General features: G+C 62.4%; 19 protein-coding genes. 14 read left to right on the top strand and 5 right to left on the bottom strand.

The window, feature by feature from the left end; translation table 11 throughout:
* Positions 1-6: 6 nt before the first annotated feature.
* The 5 genes from FFI94_RS12460 to thyX all read right to left on the bottom strand — a co-directional run bounded on the left by FFI94_RS12460 (position 7) and on the right by thyX (position 7,328).
* Entirely contained in the window at positions 7-2,811 is a 2,805-nt protein-coding gene (locus FFI94_RS12460; RefSeq protein ID WP_185993181.1) for a DNA translocase FtsK, read from the bottom strand.
* A 115-nt stretch (positions 2,812-2,926) separates the two neighbouring features.
* A complete protein-coding gene (locus tag FFI94_RS12450; RefSeq protein ID WP_138868137.1) occupies positions 2,927-3,550 on the bottom strand; it encodes a TIGR03085 family metal-binding protein in 624 nt (207 codons plus the stop codon).
* A gap of 46 nt (positions 3,551-3,596) precedes the next feature.
* A complete protein-coding gene (locus tag FFI94_RS12445; protein WP_138868136.1) occupies positions 3,597-5,603 on the bottom strand; it encodes a ribonuclease J in 2,007 nt (668 codons plus the stop codon).
* Positions 5,604-6,509 (bottom strand): 4-hydroxy-tetrahydrodipicolinate synthase, encoded by a 906-nt coding sequence (dapA, locus tag FFI94_RS12440; RefSeq protein WP_033234849.1) that lies wholly within the window; start codon positions 6,507-6,509, stop codon positions 5,604-5,606.
* Positions 6,510-6,578: 69 nt separating this feature from the next.
* The gene (gene thyX, locus FFI94_RS12435) at positions 6,579-7,328 is read right to left on the bottom strand and encodes an FAD-dependent thymidylate synthase (protein WP_138868135.1); all 750 of its coding nucleotides are present in this window, start codon (positions 7,326-7,328) and stop codon (positions 6,579-6,581) included.
* A gap of 142 nt (positions 7,329-7,470) precedes the next feature.
* Here thyX and FFI94_RS12430 point away from each other — a divergent pair, with 142 nt between their 5' ends.
* The 14 genes from FFI94_RS12430 (at position 7,471) to nuoK (ending at position 19,670) form a co-directional block, all read left to right on the top strand.
* Positions 7,471-7,929 carry a toxin-antitoxin system HicB family antitoxin gene (locus FFI94_RS12430; RefSeq protein WP_138868134.1) on the top strand — a complete coding sequence of 153 codons (459 nt, stop codon included), beginning with the start codon at positions 7,471-7,473 and terminating at the stop codon, positions 7,927-7,929.
* Between the two features lie 61 nt (positions 7,930-7,990).
* Positions 7,991-8,425 (top strand): SRPBCC family protein, encoded by a 435-nt coding sequence (locus FFI94_RS12425; RefSeq protein ID WP_033234851.1) that lies wholly within the window; start codon positions 7,991-7,993, stop codon positions 8,423-8,425.
* Positions 8,426-8,586: 161 nt separating this feature from the next.
* Positions 8,587-9,009, top strand: a complete 423-nt coding sequence (locus FFI94_RS12420; RefSeq protein WP_138868133.1) for a response regulator transcription factor — start codon at positions 8,587-8,589, stop codon at positions 9,007-9,009.
* Between the two features lie 232 nt (positions 9,010-9,241).
* Positions 9,242-9,601, top strand: a complete 360-nt coding sequence (locus FFI94_RS12415; RefSeq protein WP_045067371.1) for an NADH-quinone oxidoreductase subunit A — start codon at positions 9,242-9,244, stop codon at positions 9,599-9,601.
* Between the two features lie 48 nt (positions 9,602-9,649).
* Positions 9,650-10,204 (top strand): NADH-quinone oxidoreductase subunit B family protein, encoded by a 555-nt coding sequence (locus FFI94_RS12410; RefSeq protein ID WP_033234854.1) that lies wholly within the window; start codon positions 9,650-9,652, stop codon positions 10,202-10,204.
* Complete coding sequence (locus tag FFI94_RS12405; protein WP_138868132.1) at positions 10,201-10,863, top strand: NADH-quinone oxidoreductase subunit C; 663 nt, start codon at positions 10,201-10,203, stop codon at positions 10,861-10,863. Before FFI94_RS12410 ends, FFI94_RS12405 begins: the two co-directional genes overlap by 4 nt.
* On the top strand, positions 10,863-12,188 hold the full coding sequence (gene nuoD, locus FFI94_RS12400; protein WP_138868131.1) for an NADH dehydrogenase (quinone) subunit D: 1,326 nt from the start codon (positions 10,863-10,865) through the stop codon (positions 12,186-12,188). Before FFI94_RS12405 ends, nuoD begins: the two co-directional genes overlap by 1 nt.
* Positions 12,185-13,000: an NADH-quinone oxidoreductase subunit NuoE gene (gene nuoE, locus FFI94_RS12395; protein WP_138868130.1), complete on the top strand. Its 816-nt coding sequence runs from the start codon at positions 12,185-12,187 to the stop codon at positions 12,998-13,000. The genes nuoD and nuoE overlap by 4 nt, the downstream gene beginning before the upstream one ends.
* A 1-nt stretch (position 13,001) precedes the next feature.
* The gene (nuoF, locus tag FFI94_RS12390) at positions 13,002-14,303 is read left to right on the top strand and encodes an NADH-quinone oxidoreductase subunit NuoF (protein WP_138868129.1); all 1,302 of its coding nucleotides are present in this window, start codon (positions 13,002-13,004) and stop codon (positions 14,301-14,303) included.
* A complete protein-coding gene (locus FFI94_RS12385; RefSeq protein WP_138868128.1) occupies positions 14,300-16,714 on the top strand; it encodes an NADH-quinone oxidoreductase subunit G in 2,415 nt (804 codons plus the stop codon). The genes nuoF and FFI94_RS12385 overlap by 4 nt, the downstream gene beginning before the upstream one ends.
* Positions 16,711-18,036, top strand: a complete 1,326-nt coding sequence (gene nuoH, locus FFI94_RS12380) for an NADH-quinone oxidoreductase subunit NuoH (RefSeq protein WP_138868127.1) — start codon at positions 16,711-16,713, stop codon at positions 18,034-18,036. Before FFI94_RS12385 ends, nuoH begins: the two co-directional genes overlap by 4 nt.
* Positions 18,029-18,556 (top strand): NADH-quinone oxidoreductase subunit NuoI, encoded by a 528-nt coding sequence (gene nuoI / locus FFI94_RS12375; RefSeq protein ID WP_138868126.1) that lies wholly within the window; start codon positions 18,029-18,031, stop codon positions 18,554-18,556. Before nuoH ends, nuoI begins: the two co-directional genes overlap by 8 nt.
* Positions 18,553-19,374, top strand: a complete 822-nt coding sequence (locus FFI94_RS12370) for an NADH-quinone oxidoreductase subunit J (protein WP_138868125.1) — start codon at positions 18,553-18,555, stop codon at positions 19,372-19,374. Before nuoI ends, FFI94_RS12370 begins: the two co-directional genes overlap by 4 nt.
* Positions 19,371-19,670 (top strand): NADH-quinone oxidoreductase subunit NuoK, encoded by a 300-nt coding sequence (gene nuoK, locus FFI94_RS12365; protein WP_033234863.1) that lies wholly within the window; start codon positions 19,371-19,373, stop codon positions 19,668-19,670. Before FFI94_RS12370 ends, nuoK begins: the two co-directional genes overlap by 4 nt.
* The last annotated feature ends 1 nt before the right edge of the window (position 19,671 follow it).

The following is a 19,671-nucleotide window of genomic DNA, read 5'->3' as shown; positions in this document are numbered from 1 at the left end:
CCGTCACTAGTCGTCGGATGAACTGTCCTCCGGATCGCCGCCGCGAATAGACCACAGCAATCCGTCCAACTCGTCGGGCTTCACGAGCACCTCGCGAGCCTTGGACCCTTCACTCGGCCCCACGATTCCACGGTTCTCCATGAGGTCGATGAGTCGCCCGGCCTTCGCGAACCCGACGCGCAGTTTGCGTTGCAGCATCGATGTGGAACCGAATTGGCTTGTCACCACCAATTCGACAGCTTGCAGCAGCACGTCCATGTCGTCCCCGATGTCGGGGTCGACGTCCTTCTTCTCGCCGGCCTTCGCGGCGGTGACCCCTTCGGTGTATTCGGGTTCTGCCTGGTTCTTGGCAAAATCCACGACCGCAGTGATTTCTTCGTCCGTGATGAATGCGCCCTGCATACGCGTCGGCTTACCGGCACCCATGGGAAGGAACAGTCCGTCACCCATACCGATGAGCTTCTCGGCTCCCGGCTGATCGAGGATGACTCGCGAGTCGGTCAGGGACGACGTCGCGAACGCCAATCGGGACGGCACGTTCGTCTTGATAAGCCCGGTGACAACGTCGACGGACGGACGCTGCGTCGCGAGCACCAAGTGAATTCCCGCGGCACGCGCCTTCTGCGTAATGCGCACGATGGCCTCTTCGACGTCGCGCGGAGCGGTCATCATGAGGTCTGCCAGCTCGTCGACGATCGCCAGGATGTACGGATAAGGTCGATAGATCCGTTCACTGCCCAGCGGGGCGGTGATCTCGCCGGATTTCACCTTCGAGTTGAAATCGTCGATGTGGCGAACCCGGTTGACCTGCATATCCTGGTATCGCTGCTCCATCTCCTCGACCAGCCAGGCAAGCGCGGCCGCCGCCTTCTTCGGCTGGGTGATGATGGGCGTGATCAAGTGCGGTATGCCCTCGTACGGCGTCAGCTCGACCATCTTGGGGTCGATCAGGATCATGCGCACTTCGTCGGGAGTCGCACGGGTCAGCAGCGACACCAGCATCGAGTTCACGAAGCTCGACTTACCCGATCCAGTGGAACCGGCGACCAGCAAGTGCGGCATCTTCGCGAGGTTCGCATGGACGAAGTCGCCCTCGATGTCCTTGCCGAGTCCGATCACGAGCGGGTGGTGTTCGCGCCGCATACTCGGCGCCGTCAGCACATCAGCCAAGCGGACCAGTTCGCGGTCCGAGTTGGGCACCTCGATGCCCACAGCCGACTTGCCCGGAATCGGGGCGAGAAGACGCACGTTGTCGGTGGCCACCGCGTACGCGATGTTTCGCGCGAGTGCGGTGATCTTCTCGACCTTGACGCCGGGGCCGAGTTCCACTTCGTATCGCGTCACTGTCGGGCCGCGTGTGAATCCGGTGACCGCAGCATCGATCTTGAACTGTTCGAGAACCTCGCTGATCGCCTCGATCATCGCGTCGTTCGCGGAACTGCGCAGTTTCGGCGGATCGCCGTCGATCAGCAGCGACGTGGGTGGCAGGTTGTAATCGCCGTCCGTCACACGATCCGTGACAAAGCTTTCGGCCTCTTCGGGTTCCGGTTCGGGCTTGGGTACCGGCTTCGCCACCGGAACCGATCGCGCGGCAGGTCTGGTCCGGGCGACCGGCTTTTCGACGACCGGTACTTCCGCGGCCGCGGCGGTGTCGTCTGCTACCGGGGAAGCCTCCTCGGGATCCGCTGACCACAGGTCGAGGATCTCGGTCTTCTTGTCGCCGGACTGGAATTCGTCCGTCGGGTAATTGTCGATCGGCGCGCGGCGGCTGGACCGCTTGGACGGCTGCAGCGGAGGCTCCGCGTACGTGTCCACGGGATAACCGTCGGCGTCGAACTCCGATGATTCGTACGAGCTTCCGCCGTAGTCGCGACCGTAGCTGTCGTCGTCGAATTCGCTACCGTAGTCCTCGAATTCGTCGTCGTCGCCGGACGGGGATCCGAAGAACGACTGAAACTTGCCAGGGACCTGGCGCAGGGTGGTTCCGGTCAATAACAAGATTCCGAAGCCGACGGCGATCACGAGCAACGGAACCGACAGCCACGCCGTCAGACCGTTAGTCAATGGTCCGCCGACTACAGAGCCGACGAATCCGGCTCCGATTTCACGGGTGTCCGCAGTTGTCTGCGCACCGGAACCGATGTGCCACAAGCCCAGCGCGGGTAGCCCCACCAACAGCGAACCCATGATGAGACGGGTTCGGATCTCGGGACGTGGTTCCGTGCGCATCAGCAGGATTGCGATACCGACACACAAGATAGGCAGTACGGCAGACACAGCGCCGAACACCGCGCGAACCGCCGTCTCGATTCCGCCGCCGATCGGACCACCTGCCGCGAACCACACACTGCCCGCGACGACAACACTGAAAGCAATGAGCCCGAGGGCAATTCCGTCACGTCGGTGTCCGGCCTCGATATCGCCGACTTTGCTCACCGTGCGAGTGGTTGCGCCGACGCCGCGCGCGGCCAGCGACCACCCGGCCGCGATGCCTTTGCCGACTACATCGAGCGGGCTTGCACTCTGCTTCGATTTTGCGACCGGACGACGCGCGGCCGAAGACGCACCGGACGCCTTCCGGGGTGCTGCCTTCTTCGCCGGTGCTTTCCGCGGGGTGGATTTGGCTCCCTTACCCGCTCCCGCGCGGCCACCGGCGTGCGACGCCGTCGTGACATTGCGGGGGGTGGAGACTGTTCGTGTTCGCGACTTTGCCGCGGGAGTTGACGCTGACGACCTGGTCGATGCCCTGGACGCGGACGTGCTTGTACTCGAACCTGTACCGGATCCTCGGGCGCTCGACTTACCTGCCATGACGTTCAGGCTAGTCGGTGCAACCCCATCCGGACCATCCGCAACACCAGCAACACCGTTCATACGTGCGAATCGTGATGTTCACTACGCCTCCCGGACGGGCCCGCGCGCCGAATCAGAAACCGCGATCCAAGCCCATGACGGATTGGACGTCGGCCAGTTCGCCCTTGGCTTCGATCAACACTTCGCTGCGTCCGAAAGCGTGCAGCAACAACTCGGCCGGCTCCCCCTGCAGAACTACCGTCCGCGTATCCGCTTTGTGCACAACGGCACTTTCACCCGACGGCAACTCGAAGATCACTTCGACGGCGGCCTTCCGGTACCCCAGCTTGGCCACTTGGCGTGCGTACTTCCACAACTCGGTTTGACGAGCTTGTGGCAGCGGCCTGGCCACCCAATGCTGATGCGCCCGACGCACATCCTCGTGATGGACGAACATTTCGGTGGTGTTGACCTGAGAATCGAGCCAGTACATCGGCGACCACTGTGGCGGCCCGCTGCGGACGTCGTGCAGTAAGTCTTCCCACGGGCGCGATGCGGCTGCTTTTCGGACGCTCTCCGTGTGCCCGGCCAAGGCACTGATCATGATTCCGGGAGCGGCGTCGAGACGCCGCTCCCGGACGATCAGATGTGCTGCGAGGTCACGGTTCGTCCACTCCCCGCACAGCGTGGGAGCGTCCGGGCCGTATTCGACCATGCTGTCCACCAGGGCGAGTCGTTCGTCATGTGCGAAGGTCACCTTCGCCAACGTACGCGACTGCGTCCCGCGGACCGCGAAAAGTCGCTCAGGAAACCGCGATAACCGTCGGAATGATCATCGGGCGACGACGGTACTTGTCCGCAACCCAACGGCCGACCACGCGACGCACCGACTGGGCGATGCGATGTGTGTCGGTGATTCCTTCGCCCGCGAGGCGCAGGAGATCCGCTTCCACGAGTTGTGCAGCGTCCTTGAGCGCGGTCGGGTCGTCGGAGAATCCGCGTCCGGACACCTCGGGAGTGCTGACCGCACGGCCTGTCGACTCGTTGATGACGATGGTGATGGCAATGAAGCCGCCCTCACCGAGCACCAGACGATCCGAGAGCGTCGGCTCGCCGACATCGCCGACGGAAAGACCGTCGACGTAGACGTGTCCGACCGGAACTCGTCCGACGATCTCGGCGAGACCGTCGACCATGTCGACGACAACGCCGTCCTCGGCCAGCACGATGCGCTCCTCCGGAACACCCGTTGCCTTCGCCAGTGCGGCGTTGGCACGCAGGTGGCGCCATTCACCGTGCACAGGCATGGCATTGGTGGGGCGAACCGCGTTGTACAGATACAGCAGCTCACCGGCCGACGCGTGACCCGACACGTGGACCTTGGCGCTTTGCTGAGTGACGACGGTGGCGCCACGCTTGGCCAAGCCGTTGACCACGGCAAAAACGGAGTTCTCGTTGCCCGGGATCAGCGAAGACGCGAGAACGACGAGGTCGTTTGCACGAATGTTGATCTGGCGATGCTCACCGCGAGCCATCCGCGAGAGCGCTGCGAGCGGCTCGCCCTGCGAACCCGTGGAGATGAGAACCAGTCGATCGTCGGGAAGTGTGGCTGCGGTGTCGATGTCGACGACAAGACCGTCTGGCACCCGCAGGTAGCCGAGATCCTGGGCGATCTGCATGTTCCGCACCATGGACCGGCCGACGAACACAATGCGACGGTTGTACCGTGCCGCTACGTCGACAACCTGCTGGATGCGGTGCACGTGGCTGGCGAACGACGCCACGATGACGCGCTGCTTGGCCTTGCCGATGACGTTGTCGAGCACGCCGCCGATTTCGCGTTCGGGAGTGACGAATCCCGGCACCTCGGCATTGGTGGAGTCGACGAGGAACAAGTCGACGCCCTCGTCACCGAGCCGGGAGAATCCGGCGAGGTCGGTCAGACGCCCGTCGAGCGGAAGCTGATCGAGCTTGATGTCACCGGTGTGCAGTACAACGCCGGCGTCGGTGCGGATGGCAATGGCCAGCGCGTCGGGGATGGAGTGGTTGACGGCGAAGTACTCGCAGTCGAACGGACCGTGCGTGGTGGAGTCGCCTTCCACAACCTCGACGAGGTTGGGGCGCAGGCGATGCTCACGGCACTTCGCTGCCACAAGCGCGAGTGTGAACTTGGCACCGATGACGGGAATGTCTGCGCGCAGACGCAACAGGAACGGCAGTGCGCCGATGTGGTCTTCGTGACCGTGCGTGAGGATGACGGCTTCGACGTCGTCCATACGGTCTTCGATGTAGCGGAAGTCCGGGAGGATGAGGTCGACGCCGGGCTGCTGGTCCTCGGGGAAGAGAACGCCGCAGTCGACGATCAGCAACTTGCCCTTGTGCTCGAAGACGGTCATGTTTCGGCCGATTTCGCCGATACCGCCCAGTGCAACAACACGAAGTCCGCTGGCCGGCGCCTTGGGCGGCATGCCCAGACGCGCGGTCGGGTCCAGCTGCGGACGGTTCTCGGGACGCTTGTTCGCGGACCGCGTGTTACCGGACTTGCCGGCCGACGGGCGGTTGCCTGCTGCGCTCTTACGAGCTTGCTTTTGCGGTGCAGCGTTTTGTGTCGCCGATTTCTGGGGTGCGGCTTTTTGTGTTGCAGCTTTTTGCGTTGCAGCCTTCTTCGGGGCCGACGCCGCGGCGGCAGGCTCAGCTGCTACCGGAGCCGGGGCTGCCGGCGGGGTCGCCGGCGTAGCTGATTCGGGTGCCGGAACCGTGGGCGGTCCGGCTTGGCGACTGGCGCTACGACGTCGGGGGGGACGGGTCATTTACAGAACTCCTGCCGCATGCAGATCGGCGGCCAAACCGTCGATCTGCTCTTTAGTGGGTGCAACCTGCGGAAGGCGCGGTTCTCCGACATCGATACCGATGAGTCGCAGACCCGCCTTCGACGCGCTGACGCCACCCAAGCGGGCGACGGAACGGATCACAGGGATCAAACTGAGGTTTATTTCGCGGGCACGGGCGATATCGCCGGTGACAAATGCGGTGTGAAGCTCACGCAACCGACCAGGAACCAGGTGTCCGATGACGCTGACGAAGCCGGTGGCTCCGACTGCCAGCCACGGAAGGTTCAACGGGTCGTCGCCGGAGAAGAACTGAAGTTCGGTGGTGCCGATCAATTCTGCACCCGCGTTGAGATCACCCTTGGCGTCTTTGACGGCCTTGATGCGGGGATGCTCGGCAAGGCGACGGATTGTCTCCGTCTCGATGGGGACAACGGAGCGGGGCGGAATGTCGTAGAGCATGACGGGCAGGTCGGTGGCGTCGGCAACTGCAGTGAAATGCGCGTAGAGCCCGGCCTGCGGGGGACGTGAGTAGTACGGAGTGACAACAAGGAGGCCGTGAGCGCCGACGCGGGCCGCGTCGCGGGCGAGTTCGACACTGTGTGCAGTGTCGTTGCTGCCGGCTCCGGCAACGATCTTGGCGCGGTCACCAACGGCGTCGATCACCGCGCGGAGCAGGTCGAGCTTCTCCGATTCGGTGGTGGTCGGAGACTCACCGGTTGTGCCGGCAAGGACAAGGCCGTCGCAGCCGTTGTCGACGAGATGGGCTGCGAGGCGCACACCCGTGTCGACGTCCAACTTCCCGTCGGCAGTGAACGGGGTCACCATCGCAACGGAAATGGTGCCGAACGGACGCTCGACGAGAGAAGCGGAATCACCGTAGGTCATGGTCAGAAGGTTACCCGGTCAGTCGCTTACTTCTGCACACGAGTCTTCCGTCGAGTCGCGAACGTTACTTCACTCGGCAGCGAACGAGCTGACGGCAACTTCCGATCCGTCACTTCTGCGCACAATCTCGTAGTCTCCGAACACATTTGGTGCGGCGGTTTGAAGTTGCCGTAAGCACTCGATCGCGACGCGCCTGATCTCGACGTCCGCATGTTCGGTCGCACGCATATCCACGAAGTGTCGCCAGGCGCGGTAGTTTCCGCTGACGACGAGTCGAGTTTCCGTGGCGTTGGGCAGGACCGAGCGGGCGGCCTGACGCGCTTGCTTCCCGCGCACCGGCGCGCCGGGGACGGATTGCAGTTTTCCTTCCAGCGCTGCGAGCAGTTCGCCGTATGCCCGTCGACTTTCCTCGGTCGCAGCCAGGAACAACGCTTCGAGTTCCGGGTCACCTTCGACGGCCGGTGGGACGACGACGTTGGCATCGTTCTCCCGGACGAACCGCTGAGAGAGTTGTGAGTAGGAGAAGTGGCGGTGACGGATCAATTCGTGGGTGCAGGAGCGCGAGATCCCGGTGATGTAGAAGCTGACGGTCGCATGTTCAAGGACGGACGAGTGCCCGACTTCGAGGAGATGGCGAATGTATCCGGCATTAGTGGCTGTGCGCGGGTTGGGCTTGGACCAACTCTGGTAGCAGGCGCGTCCGGCGAATTCCGCAAGTGCCTCACCGCCGTCGGCATCGGTTTCCCAGTCGATGTCGTCGGGCGGGAAGAACTCGGACTTAGCCACCATCTGCACTTTCAGTGACACCGTGTGCGGCACTACTACTCCTCGAAAACCTGATCAGGCCAACCGGACGCTTCCGGCCTTGCTGCGCGGCAACTCTATAGGCAGAAACCACCTGGGCAGCTCTGACACCAGATGACACCTTGACTGACGTCAGATTTGACGTCACTGTGGTGTCATGGATATTTCGGAGTACACCGCAAAGCTGCACGATGACCTCGTCACTGCAGCCGAACTCGGCGACGACCACACCCGTCGCATCGCGGCGTCACTCGCGGCGGCCATGGAACCGTCGATACGCCTCGTTCTGCTGGCCGCGGCAACCGAGCTCGCCAAGGAAATCGGCGCCGAGATCGCGGACCGCGACGTCAAGGTCCATCTCGACGGCAACAACATTCTGGTCGACGTCCAGAAGGTATCGAAGGATTCGACCACCGAGGAGGGCGTCAAGGAATCCACCTACTCGTTCGACGACGTCAGCGGCGATATCAGCCGGGTCACCCTGCGCATGATGGAGCAGATCAAGGCCCGCGCCGAAGAAGCTGCAAATCAGAACGGCGTCTCCTTGAATTCATGGGTGTCGCAAGCTGTGCAAGGCGCTTTGCGGGATCAGATGCGTAAGAACGGCATGGACTGATCTAATTGCGTCCGAGCAAGTCCACAAGATTGTTGCCGTCAGGCATGGAGGAGTAAGTCGTATGGCCGTTTCGGGCGTCAAGGAATTCGAGATCAAGGCCGATCCGGCCACGGTCATGGCAGCGGTAGCGGCGGTGGACCGGTTGCCCGAATGGTCGTCGGCGCACAAGAAGATCACGATCGAAACCACGCATGACGACGGTCGGCCGCATCGCGTCCGGATGGCCGTGTCGATTCTCGGTATCAACGACGAGCAGGTTGTGGACTACACCTTCGACGGCGACGAGAAGGTGAGCTGGACGCTCGTCGAGAGCGGGCAGCAAAACCAGCAGGACGGCTCGTACACCCTGACCCCGACCGATGGCGGAACCAAGATCAGTTTCGAACTGACCATCGACCCCAAGATCCCGCTGCCGGGATTCCTGGTGAAGAAGGCTCAGAAGACTGCACTCGAGACCGCGAGCAAGGGATTGACGAAGTTCGTCGAAAATTTCTGAGCGCCAGTAGCATTCGCACGCAACCCTCGCCTCCGGCCAGCCCGGACGCGAGGGTTGCGGCTTTTCACGGGCGCCCGGCGATCATCGCGTTGGACGGAAAGTCCTTGGTGAAGTTCAGGATTCACCGCCGCGGTGGATAGTCGCGGGGTAACGTCGGCCTCGTGTCCGACGCGGCAGCTCCTCCTCGCACCCCACCGACCGTGCGTGTACTCGTCTTCAGCGACGACGCCCACACGCGCGAACAGGTCCGCCTCGCTCTCGGCGAGCGCCCGCATCCTGATCTCCCGTCGATCGATTACGTCGAGGTGGCCACCGCACCGGTGGTGATCGATCGACTCGACCGCGGTGGCATCGACCTCGCCATTCTCGACGGCGAGGCCAGCCCCGCCGGGGGCATGGGCGTCGCGAAGCAGCTCAAAGACGAGATCGCCGACTGCCCGCCGATCGTGATTCTGACCGGTCGACCCGATGACGCGTGGCTCGCGTCGTGGTCACGGGCAGAAGCTGCCGTTTCCCAACCGCTGGACCCGATCGAACTGGCGTCGGCTGTCATTCGTTTGCTCCGCGTTCGCCTGAACCTCTGATCGGTTACGGGCACACAGTTTCCGTTGCGGCGGCGAGCACTTCGGCATCTCGGGAGCAAAACTCCGCAGTTCGAAAATCAGCCCCAATGTCGGGGGCACCACCTAGGGTAAGTGTCACAGGTCACACGATCGGCGAGATGCTGGCAGTATCGATCTGGCAGGAACAGCAGAGTCTTCTGGGGCAGCGCCATTCACCGGCGTCACGCTAAACGGAGAGGGGTTCGGTGCGGACATGAACGCGTATGTGCCAATTCTCGTTCTGGGTGCCATCGCGATGGCCTTTGCCGTGGTGTCCGTCGTCCTTGCCTCTGTCGTCGGGCCCCGCCGATACAACCGCGCGAAACTCGAAGCCTACGAGTGTGGCATCGAACCGGCACCCCGCGCCGCCGGTGGTGGACGGTTTCCCGTCAAGTTCTATCTGACAGCCATGCTGTTCATCATCTTCGATATCGAAATCGTCTTCCTCTATCCCTGGGCAGTCCATTTCGATTCGCTCGGTTTGTTCGGATTGGCAGCCATGGGTTTGTTCATCGTCAATGTCTCGGTTGCGTACGCATACGAGTGGAGACGAGGCGGATTGAGTTGGGATTGACCTGATTTCTCACACGACGAAAACGCTTACGACCGAATCGAGTCGAATATGGGTCTTGAAGAAAAGCTTCCAAGCGGTTTTCTCCTGACAACTGTCGAGGGCCTGGCCGGGTACTTTCGCAAAGGGTCGCTGTGGCCGGCAACGTTCGGACTTGCCTGTTGTGCCATCGAGATGATGTCGACCACATCCGGGCGATTCGACTTGGCGCGCTTCGGTATGGAGGCGTTCCGCGCGTCGCCGCGGCAGGCAGACCTGATGATTGTCGCCGGCCGGGTCAGTCAGAAGATGGCGCCGGTGCTGCGGCAGGTGTACGACCAGATGGCTGAACCCAAATGGGTGCTCTCCATGGGTGTCTGCGCGTCGTCGGGCGGAATGTTCAACAACTACGCGATAGTCCAGGGCGTCGATCACATCGTGCCGGTCGACATCTACTTGCCTGGATGCCCGCCACGTCCGGAGATGCTGCTCAACGCAATTATCGAACTGCACAAAAAGATTCAGGACATGCCACTGGGCGTCAACCGCGAAGAAGCGCGCGCTGCCGCCGAGCGCGCCGCTCTGGCGTCCACTCCCCTGATCGACATCAAAGGGCTGCTGCGATGACCGGGGAACCCTTCGACCGCCGCGGAATGTTCGGCGCCCGTGGCAGCGGCGACACCTCCGGATACAACCGGTTGGCTCGCGCCGCCGTTGCACCGGACGCCGCGACACGGCCATACGGCGGATATTTCGACGAGGTCGCGGACGGATTGTCGGCCGCACTGGCAGACAACGGAACTGCCTTCGACGATGCGGTCGAGAAGGTGGTGATCTTCCGCGACGAGATGACGCTGCACATCGAACGTTCGTACCTGCCCCAGGTGGCGCGCCGTCTTCGCGACGAACCGGACTTGCGGTTCGAATTGTGTCTCGGAGTCAACGGCGTTCACTACCCCGAGGACGCCGGTCGCGAACTGCACGCGGTGTATCCGTTCTCGTCGATCACCCACAATCGACGTATCCGGTTGGAGGTGTCTGTACCGGATGCCGATCCGCACATCCCCTCACTGGTGGGCACCTACCCGGCCAACGACTGGCACGAGCGCGAAACCTACGACTTCTTCGGCATCATCTTCGACGGCCATCCGTCGCTTACTCGCATCGAGATGCCGGACGACTGGCGGGGCCACCCCCAGCGCAAGGACTACCCGCTGGGCGGAATCCCCGTCGAATACAAGGGAGCACATATCCCGCCACCCGACGAGCGCAGGTCGTACATCTGATGAACAACACGGCTGACACACCATCGCAGGAGACGGTCTACACCGCCTCGGGACAGGACTGGGACCAGATTGTCGCCGCGGCGGCAGCGGGTCGATCCGATGCCGGTGCCGAACGCATCGTCGTCAACATGGGTCCGCAGCACCCGTCAACGCACGGCGTTCTCCGTCTTATTCTCGAAATCGAGGGCGAGACGGTCATCGAGGCGAGATGCGGAATCGGCTACCTGCACACCGGAATCGAGAAGAACCTCGAGTACCGGAACTGGACTCAGGGCGTCACTTTCGTGACCCGCATGGATTACCTGTCGCCGTTCTTCAACGAAACCGCGTACTGCCTGGGCGTCGAGAAGCTGCTCGGCATCACCGAGGACGTACCGGAACGCGCCACCGTTGTGCGCGTGATGTTGATGGAACTCAACCGGATCTCCTCGCACCTTGTTGCGTTGGCTACGGGCGGCATGGAGTTGGGCGCGGTCACCGCTATGTTGTTCGGGTTCCGCGAGCGCGAACTGATTCTCGACGTCTTCGAGACCATCACCGGACTTCGGATGAATCACGCGTTCATCCGTCCGGGCGGACTGGCTCAGGACCTCCCCGCCGGCGCGATCCCGAAGATCCGCGAACTACTGAAGGTTTTGCCGAATCGCTTGCGCGACATGGAGTTGATGCTCACCGACAACACGATCTGGAAAGCGCGCACCAGCGGCATCGGGTATCTGGACCTCACCGGATGCATGGCGCTCGGCATCACCGGTCCGATTCTTCGGGCAACGGGACTCCCCCACGATCAGCGTCGGGCGCAGCCCTACTGCGGTTACGAGAACTACGAGTTCGACGTCATCACGCATACCGGGTCCGATTGTTACGGAAGGTACTTCATTCGGGTGGAAGAGATGAAGGAGTCCCTGAAGATCGTCGAACAATGCCTCGACAAGCTGACGCCGGGGCCGATCATGGTCGACGACCGCAAGATTGCGTGGCCGGCAGATCTCCAGGTGGGTGCGGACGGGCTCGGCAATTCACAGAAGCACGTCGGCAAGATCATGGAGTCGTCGATGGAAGGCCTCATCCACCACTTCAAGTTGGTGACCGAGGGTATCCGCGTTCCGGCCGGTCAGGTGTACACCGCTGTCGAGTCACCGCGCGGAGAACTCGGCGTCCACATGGTGTCCGACGGCGGCACCCGTCCTTACCGCGTCCATTTCCGGGATCCGTCGTTCACGAATCTCCAAGCGGTGGCAGCAATGTGCGAGGGAGGCATGGTGTCCGATGTGATCGCGTCGGTGGCCAGCATCGATCCAGTCATGGGCGGAGTGGACCGATGACAGACTCCACGACGAACGGTGGTACCCGCGTCTTCCTCGAACTCGGTCCACGGCCCGACGAGCCGACGCAGTTGGTGCGGCCAGGGGCTCGAAGCAGCTACCCCGCCGATGTCCTGGCGCGACTCGACGCCGACGCCGAGGCCGTCATTGCGCGATACCGTGACGATTCGGCAGGCCAAGGGACCATTACCAGCAGGTCCGCTCTGCTGCCGCTGCTGCATCTTGTGCAATCCGAAGACGGCTACATCACGCCGGCCGGAATCGACTTCTGTTCACGCAAACTCGGGTTGACCGGCGCCGAAGTCGCCGCTGTGTCCACCTTCTACTCCATGTATCGACGCGGACCCACCGGTGAGTATCTGGTGGGCGTCTGCACCAACACTCTGTGCGCGGTCATGGGCGGCGACGCCATCTTCGAGGCTCTCGAGGAGCACCTCGAATCGGCGGGCTCCCGTGACGAAGCGTCACATTCACTCTCCACGTCGGACGGCAAGGTCACTCTCGAACACATCGAGTGCAATGCCGCCTGCGACTACGCACCGGTGGTGATGGTGAATTGGGAGTTCTTCGACAATCAGACTCCGGAGTCGGCACGCACGTTGGTCGATGCACTCCGTGGCGGCGAACGTGTCACTCCCAGCCGCGGCGCCACGCTGTGTTCGTTCCGCGAAACCGCCCGCACCCTGGCCGGTTTCGCTGATTCTCGCGTCGAAGCAGCCGAGGCTCAGACCAGCGGCGCCGCCAGTGTCGCAGGACTGCGAGTGGCCGCGGCGGAGTCCACAGACGATCCCAGCTCCGGCGAAGGGAAATGACATGGCACTTGCGCCTGTACTGAGTCGGTACTGGGACGAACCCAATTCGTGGACTCTCGACGCCTATCTGCGGCACGACGGTTATCAGGGGTTGCGCAAGGCACTCGCGGGCACAGCCGACGACGTGATCGCAACCGTCAAGGACGCGGGCCTCCGTGGCCGTGGTGGCGCCGGATTCCCTACCGGTTTGAAGTGGAGTTTCATTCCGCAGGGCGACAACAAGCCGCACTACCTCGTGGTCAATGCCGACGAGTCCGAACCGGGTACGTGCAAGGACATGCCGTTGATGATGGCAACTCCCCACACCTTGGTCGAGGGAGTCATCATCGCGGCGTACGCAATTCGCGCAGCCAAGGCGTTCATCTACGTACGCGGCGAGGTTGTCCCGGTGCTACGACGCCTACAGACTGCCGTGTCGGAGGCCTACGCGGCCGGTTACCTGGGGCGCGATATCCAGGGCAGCGGTTTCGACCTCGATCTGGTGGTGCATGCGGGCGCGGGTGCGTACATCTGCGGTGAGGAAACCGCGTTGCTCGATTCGTTGGAAGGCCGCCGCGGGCAACCGCGATTGCGTCCACCGTTTCCGGCCGTGGCGGGCCTGTATGCGTGCCCGACAGTGGTCAACAACGTCGAATCCATCGCGAGCGTCCCGGCCATCGTCCGGGGTGGCCCTGAATGGTTCAAGTCGATGGGCACGGAAAAATCGCCCGGATTCACGCTGTACTCGTTATCCGGCCATGTGACGACTCCCGGGCAGTACGAGGCGCCTCTCGGCATCACGTTGCGCGAGCTGCTCGGTTACGCGGGCGGCGTCCGGGAGGGCCACACTCTCAAGTTCTGGACTCCCGGCGGTTCGTCGACACCGATCTTCACCGATGAACACCTGGACGTTCCACTGGATTACGAGGGTGTCGGCGCCGCCGGATCGATGCTGGGGACCAAGGCTCTGCAGATCTTCGACGACACCACGTGCGTTGTCCGGGCGGTGCTGCGGTGGACAGAGTTCTACGCCCACGAATCGTGCGGAAAATGCACGCCTTGTCGCGAAGGCACGTACTGGCTCGTACAGATTCTGCGTCGCCTCGAAAGTGGTGGCGGCACAGAGTCCGACCTGGCGAAACTGCTCGACATCTCCGACACCATTCTCGGAAAGTCCTTCTGCGCCTTGGGTGACGGTGCGACAAGCCCGATCATGTCGTCGCTGAAGTACTTCCGCGACGAGTATCTGCAGCATTTCGATCAAGACGGCTGCCCGTTCGATCCCGCGCGGTCCGTTCTGGCGACAGGAGCGTATACCTCATGACTGCAGCGGCTGATGTGGAGACCGGCGACGCGGTGCCAACAGATCTCGTCACTCTCACCATCGACGGCACCACCGTCCAAGTTCCCAAGGGCACGTTGATCATTCGCGCCGCCGAAATGATCGGTACCGTCATTCCCCGATTCTGCGATCATCCGCTGCTCGATCCGGTGGGTGCCTGCCGCCAATGCATCGTCGAGGTCGAGGGCCAGCGCAAGCCGCTTGCATCCTGCACCACGACGGTCGCGGACGGCATGGTGGTCAACACCCAACTCACCTCGCCCGTTGCCGAGAAGGCTCAGCGCGGAGTGATGGAACTACTCCTCATCAATCACCCTCTCGACTGCCCGGTATGCGACAAGGGCGGCGAGTGTCCGCTGCAGAATCAGGCGATGTCGACGGGCCGGACGGAATCACGGTTCGGCGAGGAGAAGCGGACGTACCCCAAGCCGATTCCCCTCTCGTCCGAAGTTCTGCTCGATCGGGAACGGTGTGTTCTGTGCGCGCGGTGCACCCGGTTTTCGCAGCAGATCGCCGGCGACCCGTTCATCGATCTCCTCGAGCGCGGCGCGTTGCAGCAGGTCGGAATCTATGCCAACGAACCTTTCGAGTCGTACTTCTCCGGAAACACCATTCAGGTCTGCCCGGTTGGCGCTCTCACCAACACGTCGTATCGCTTCCGTGCTCGCCCCTTCGATCTGGTGTCCAGTCCGAGTGTCTGCGAACACTGCGCCGACGGATGTGCCCAACGGACCGATCATCGCCGCGGAAAGGTACTGCGGCGTCTCGCCGGGGACGATCCGGACGTCAACGAAGAATGGAACTGCGACAAGGGCCGATTCGCCTTCTCCTATGCAACGCAACGTGATCGCATCACCACTCCCCTGATTCGCGACCGTGAGGGTGCACTGGTTCCCGCGTCGTGGCCATTCGCACTCGACCTGGTGGCCCGAAAGTTCGCCGAATCGCGTGGCGATGCTGGTGTGCTCGTGGGTGGACGATCGACGCTGGAAGACGCGTACGCCTACAGTAAGTTTGCGCGTATCGCGCTGGGTACCAACAATATCGACTTCCGGATTCGCGCACAGTCTGCGGAGGAGTCCGCGTTTCTCGGCGCTAAGGTGGCCGGACGTTCACTCGATGAATCTGTCACATACGCGGACCTAGAGGCCGCCCCGGTCGCCCTTCTCGTGGCACTCGAACCGGAGGAAGAGTCACCCATCGTCTTCCTCCGCCTCCGCAAGGCTGCGCGGACGCACCGGACGCGGATTCTGTCTCTCGCTCCGTTTACCACCCGCGGACTGGAGAAAATGGCAGGCACACTGCTGCGCGCGGCACCAGGTGATGAGCCCGTCCTTCTGGATTCACTGGGTGATCCCACCAGCGAGGTCGGCCGGCTTCTGCGACAACCCGGCGCAGTCATTCTGGTCGGCGAAAGACTGGGCGCAATCGACGGCGGACTGTCGGCAGCACTGCAATTGGCTGACATCACCGGTGCCCAGCTCGCGTGGATTCCGCGTCGCGCCGGAGATCGAGCCGCCCTCGACGCCGGCGCTGTGCCGGGTCTACTTCCCGGCGGCAGACCGACATCCGATTCTGCTGCACGAGAGGATATTTCCTCGATCTGGTCGGCGGAACTTCCCGCCGAGCACGGACTGAGTGCACAACAGATGTTGGGATCGGACTCGCCGCTGAGCGCCCTGCTGGTCGGTGGGGTCGATCTTGCCGACATGCCGGACACCGACGCGGCCCGCACCGCCGTCCAATCCGCAGGCTTTGTCGTCAGCCTCGAGATTCGGCACAGCAGCGTCACCGAACTGGCCGATGTGGTGTTCCCGGTCTCGCCCGTCGCCGAGAAACCGGGCACATTTCTTAATTGGGAGGGCCGCGAACGTCCTTTCGAGACCGCACTGCGCACTACCGGTGTGATGCCCGATCAGCGCGTCCTCCAGGCGATTGCAGCGGAGATGGGTATCGATCTCGGACTGCCCGACGCCGATGCCGCGCGGGCCGAGATCCGGGCGCTCGGAACATGGTCGGGCAAGCGGGTTCCCGCACCTCACTCGCCCGCGCCGGTCCGTCCCGAACCGCAACCCGGTCAAGCCGTCCTGGCGAGTTGGCACCTGCTCCTCGACCGAGGGCGACTTCAGGACGGTGATCCCAACCTGGCCGGAACAGCCCACTCACCCGTTGTGCGACTGTGCGCGGATACCGCCGAGGAAATCGGAGCATCGGACGGCCAACCGGTATCGGTCAGCTCGGATCGTGGAACGATCACGTTGCCGCTGGTCATTGCAGATCTTCCGCCGCGGGTTGTCTGGCTCCCCCTCAATTCGACCGGCAGCGAGGTCAACCGAACGCTGGGAGTATCTCCGGGTGACACAGTCACGATCTCGAATCAGGTACCGCAATGAGCACCGTCACGCATATCGCTGAACCCGTGGACCTTTCGGCGTTCGGGCACGATCCGCTGTGGCTGGTGATCGCCAAAGCCTTGGTGATTTTCGTGTTCTTGTTGCTCACGACGCTGATCGCGATCTATGTCGAGCGCAAGGTCATGGCCCGAATGCAGATGCGTGTCGGCCCTAACCGGGTGGGCCCGCGTGGATTGCTGCAGAGCCTGGCCGACGGCGTGAAATTGGCTCTGAAGGAAGGCATCACACCGTCCGACGTCGACAAACCGATTTACATGCTGGCTCCGATTATCGCCGTCGTTCCCGCGTTCATGGCGTTTGCGGTCGTCCCGTTCGGCCCCGAAGTATCGATCTTCGGAACGTGGTCGCCGCTGCAACTCACGGACCTTCCCGTCGGCGTTCTGTACATCCTCGCCGTCACCTCCGTGGGGGTGTACGGAATTGTTCTTGCCGGGTGGTCGTCCGGATCGACCTATCCGCTGCTCGGCGCTCTTCGATCGACGGCGCAGGTCATCTCGTACGAAGTGGCGATGGGCTTGTCGTTTGCCGCCGTATTCCTTTACGCCGGAACCATGTCCACGTCCGGAATCGTCAGCGCCCAGGAAGGATCCTGGTACGTCTTCCTGCTCCTGCCCTCGTTCCTCATCTACGTGGTTGCCATGGTCGGTGAAACCAACCGTGCACCGTTCGATCTGCCCGAAGCTGAAGGCGAACTGGTGGGCGGATTCCACACCGAGTACTCGTCACTCAAATTCGCGATGTTCATGCTCGCGGAATACGTGAACATGGTGACGGTCTCGGCCCTCGCCACCACGCTTTTCCTCGGTGGCTGGCACGCACCGTTCCCGTTCAATCTCTGGGACGGCGCAAATTCGGGGTGGTGGCCGGTGCTGTGGTTCGTTGCCAAGGTCTGGTTCTTCCTCTTCGTCTTCATCTGGCTCCGCAGCACACTTCCCAGGTTGCGCTACGACCAGTTCATGAATCTGGGATGGAAGATCCTCATTCCGGCAGCCTTGTTGTGGGTCATGGCAATCGCCTCGGTCCGTGCCTTCCGCAACGCGGGTTACAACACCTGGCTGGTGCTGCTGTGCGTCGGCGTGGTTCTGGGCGGCGTTCTTCTTGTTGCACTGGGCGGTCTCTACCGGGGCCGTCGACGCGACCTCGAGCAACCACCTGCAACGCCCGCACATTTCAATGCCATGGCCGGCGGCTTCCCCGTTCCGCCGATGCCCGGGCAAACGGTTTCCGCATTCAGCCGAACCAGGAGTGCATCCACTGAAACAGTTGTACCCACCGAAACATCGGAGGACTCCCATGCCTGAATTCCTCGGACCCCTTGCCGGATTCGGCGTGACTCTCTCGACAATGTTCAAGAAGCCGGAAACCGAGTTCTACCCGGAAGAGAAGCGGCCGACTGCGCCGGGTTATCACGGTCGCCATCAACTTAATCGGTATGCCGACGGACTCGAGAAATGCATCGGTTGCGAACTCTGCGCGTGGGCGTGCCCCGCCGATGCGATCTACGTCGAAGGCGCGGACAACACCGAAGACGAGCGCTACTCCCCCGGCGAACGGTACGGCCGGGTGTACCAGATCAACTACTTACGGTGCATCGGTTGCGGTCTGTGTGTGGAGGCATGCCCTACCCGCGCGCTGACCATGACCAACGAATACGAGATGGCAGATGACAATCGCGCCGGTTTGATCTACGAGAAGGACCGATTGCTCGCCCCCCTGAAGCCCGACATGGATGCGCCCCCGCACGCGTTGCGCCCGGGAACCACCCAGGACGACTACTACCGCGGCGATATCACAGCGGCCGGTCAGGAGCCGGAACAATGATCGGCGCGCTCACCACTGACGTTGTTGCACAAGGAACACTGACGGTTCTCGCACAGGAGACACTGACGTCGACGTCGACGGGTGAGGCCGTGCAGTTCTGGATTCTCGGCACTCTCGCCGTGATCAGCGCGCTCGGAGTTGTTGCGGCCCCGAAAGCTGTGTATTCAGCGCTGTTCCTGGCGATGACGATGATCATCCTGGCCGTGTTCTACATAGTTCAAGGCGCCTTGTTCCTCGGAGTTGTTCAGGTTGTCGTGTACACGGGTGCGGTGATGATGCTGTTCCTGTTCGTCCTGATGCTGGTTGGCGTGGACTCCTCGGATTCACTGGTCGAAACCTTGCGGGGGCAACGTATCAGCGCAATAGTGATCGGTCTCGGTTTCGGTCTGCTGTTGATCGGCGGACTCGGCAACGCGTCGATCTCGGGATTCACCGGGTTCACCAACCTGGAGCAGGGCAACATCGATGCGCTCGCGGATCTGATTTTCATTCGCTACGTCTGGGCTTTCGAGTTGACCGGCGCGCTGCTGATCACGGCCACACTGGGCGCGATGATGCTGGCACATCGGGAGAAGATCGCGGCGTCGATGAGTCAACGCGAACTCTCACAACAGCGTTTCAAGTATTTGGGCAGCGACGAGAACAATCCCGAAAAAGGCTCGGCCACACCACTTCCAAGTCCCGGCGTCTACGCCCGGAACAACGCTGTCGACATACCGGCGCGGCTTCCCGACGGTTCGCCGTCGGACATCTCGGTCTCGAGCGCCCTCACGCCGCGCGCGCAGGATCAGGCAAGCAGAGAGGAGAACAATCGATGAATCCCGAGAACTATCTGTATCTGTCGGTTCTGCTGTTCACTATCGGCGCGGCCGGAGTTCTCCTACGACGCAACGCCATTGTCGTGTTCATGTGCATCGAGCTGATGCTCAACGCCGCCAACCTCGCGTTTGTCACGTTCGCGCGGATGCACGGCAACCTCGACGGCCAGATCTTTGCCTTCTTCACGATGGTTGTCGCCGCTGCGGAAGTGGTTGTGGGCCTGGCAATCATCATGATTATCTTCCGATCTCGGCGTTCTGTATCCGTCGACGACGTAGACCTGCTGAAGTACTGAT

Origin of the sequence: Rhodococcus sp. KBS0724 (genome assembly GCF_005938745.2) — a bacterium.
Taxonomy (GTDB): domain Bacteria; phylum Actinomycetota; class Actinomycetes; order Mycobacteriales; family Mycobacteriaceae; genus Rhodococcus_F.
This window is presented reverse-complemented; position numbering and strand designations above follow the sequence as displayed.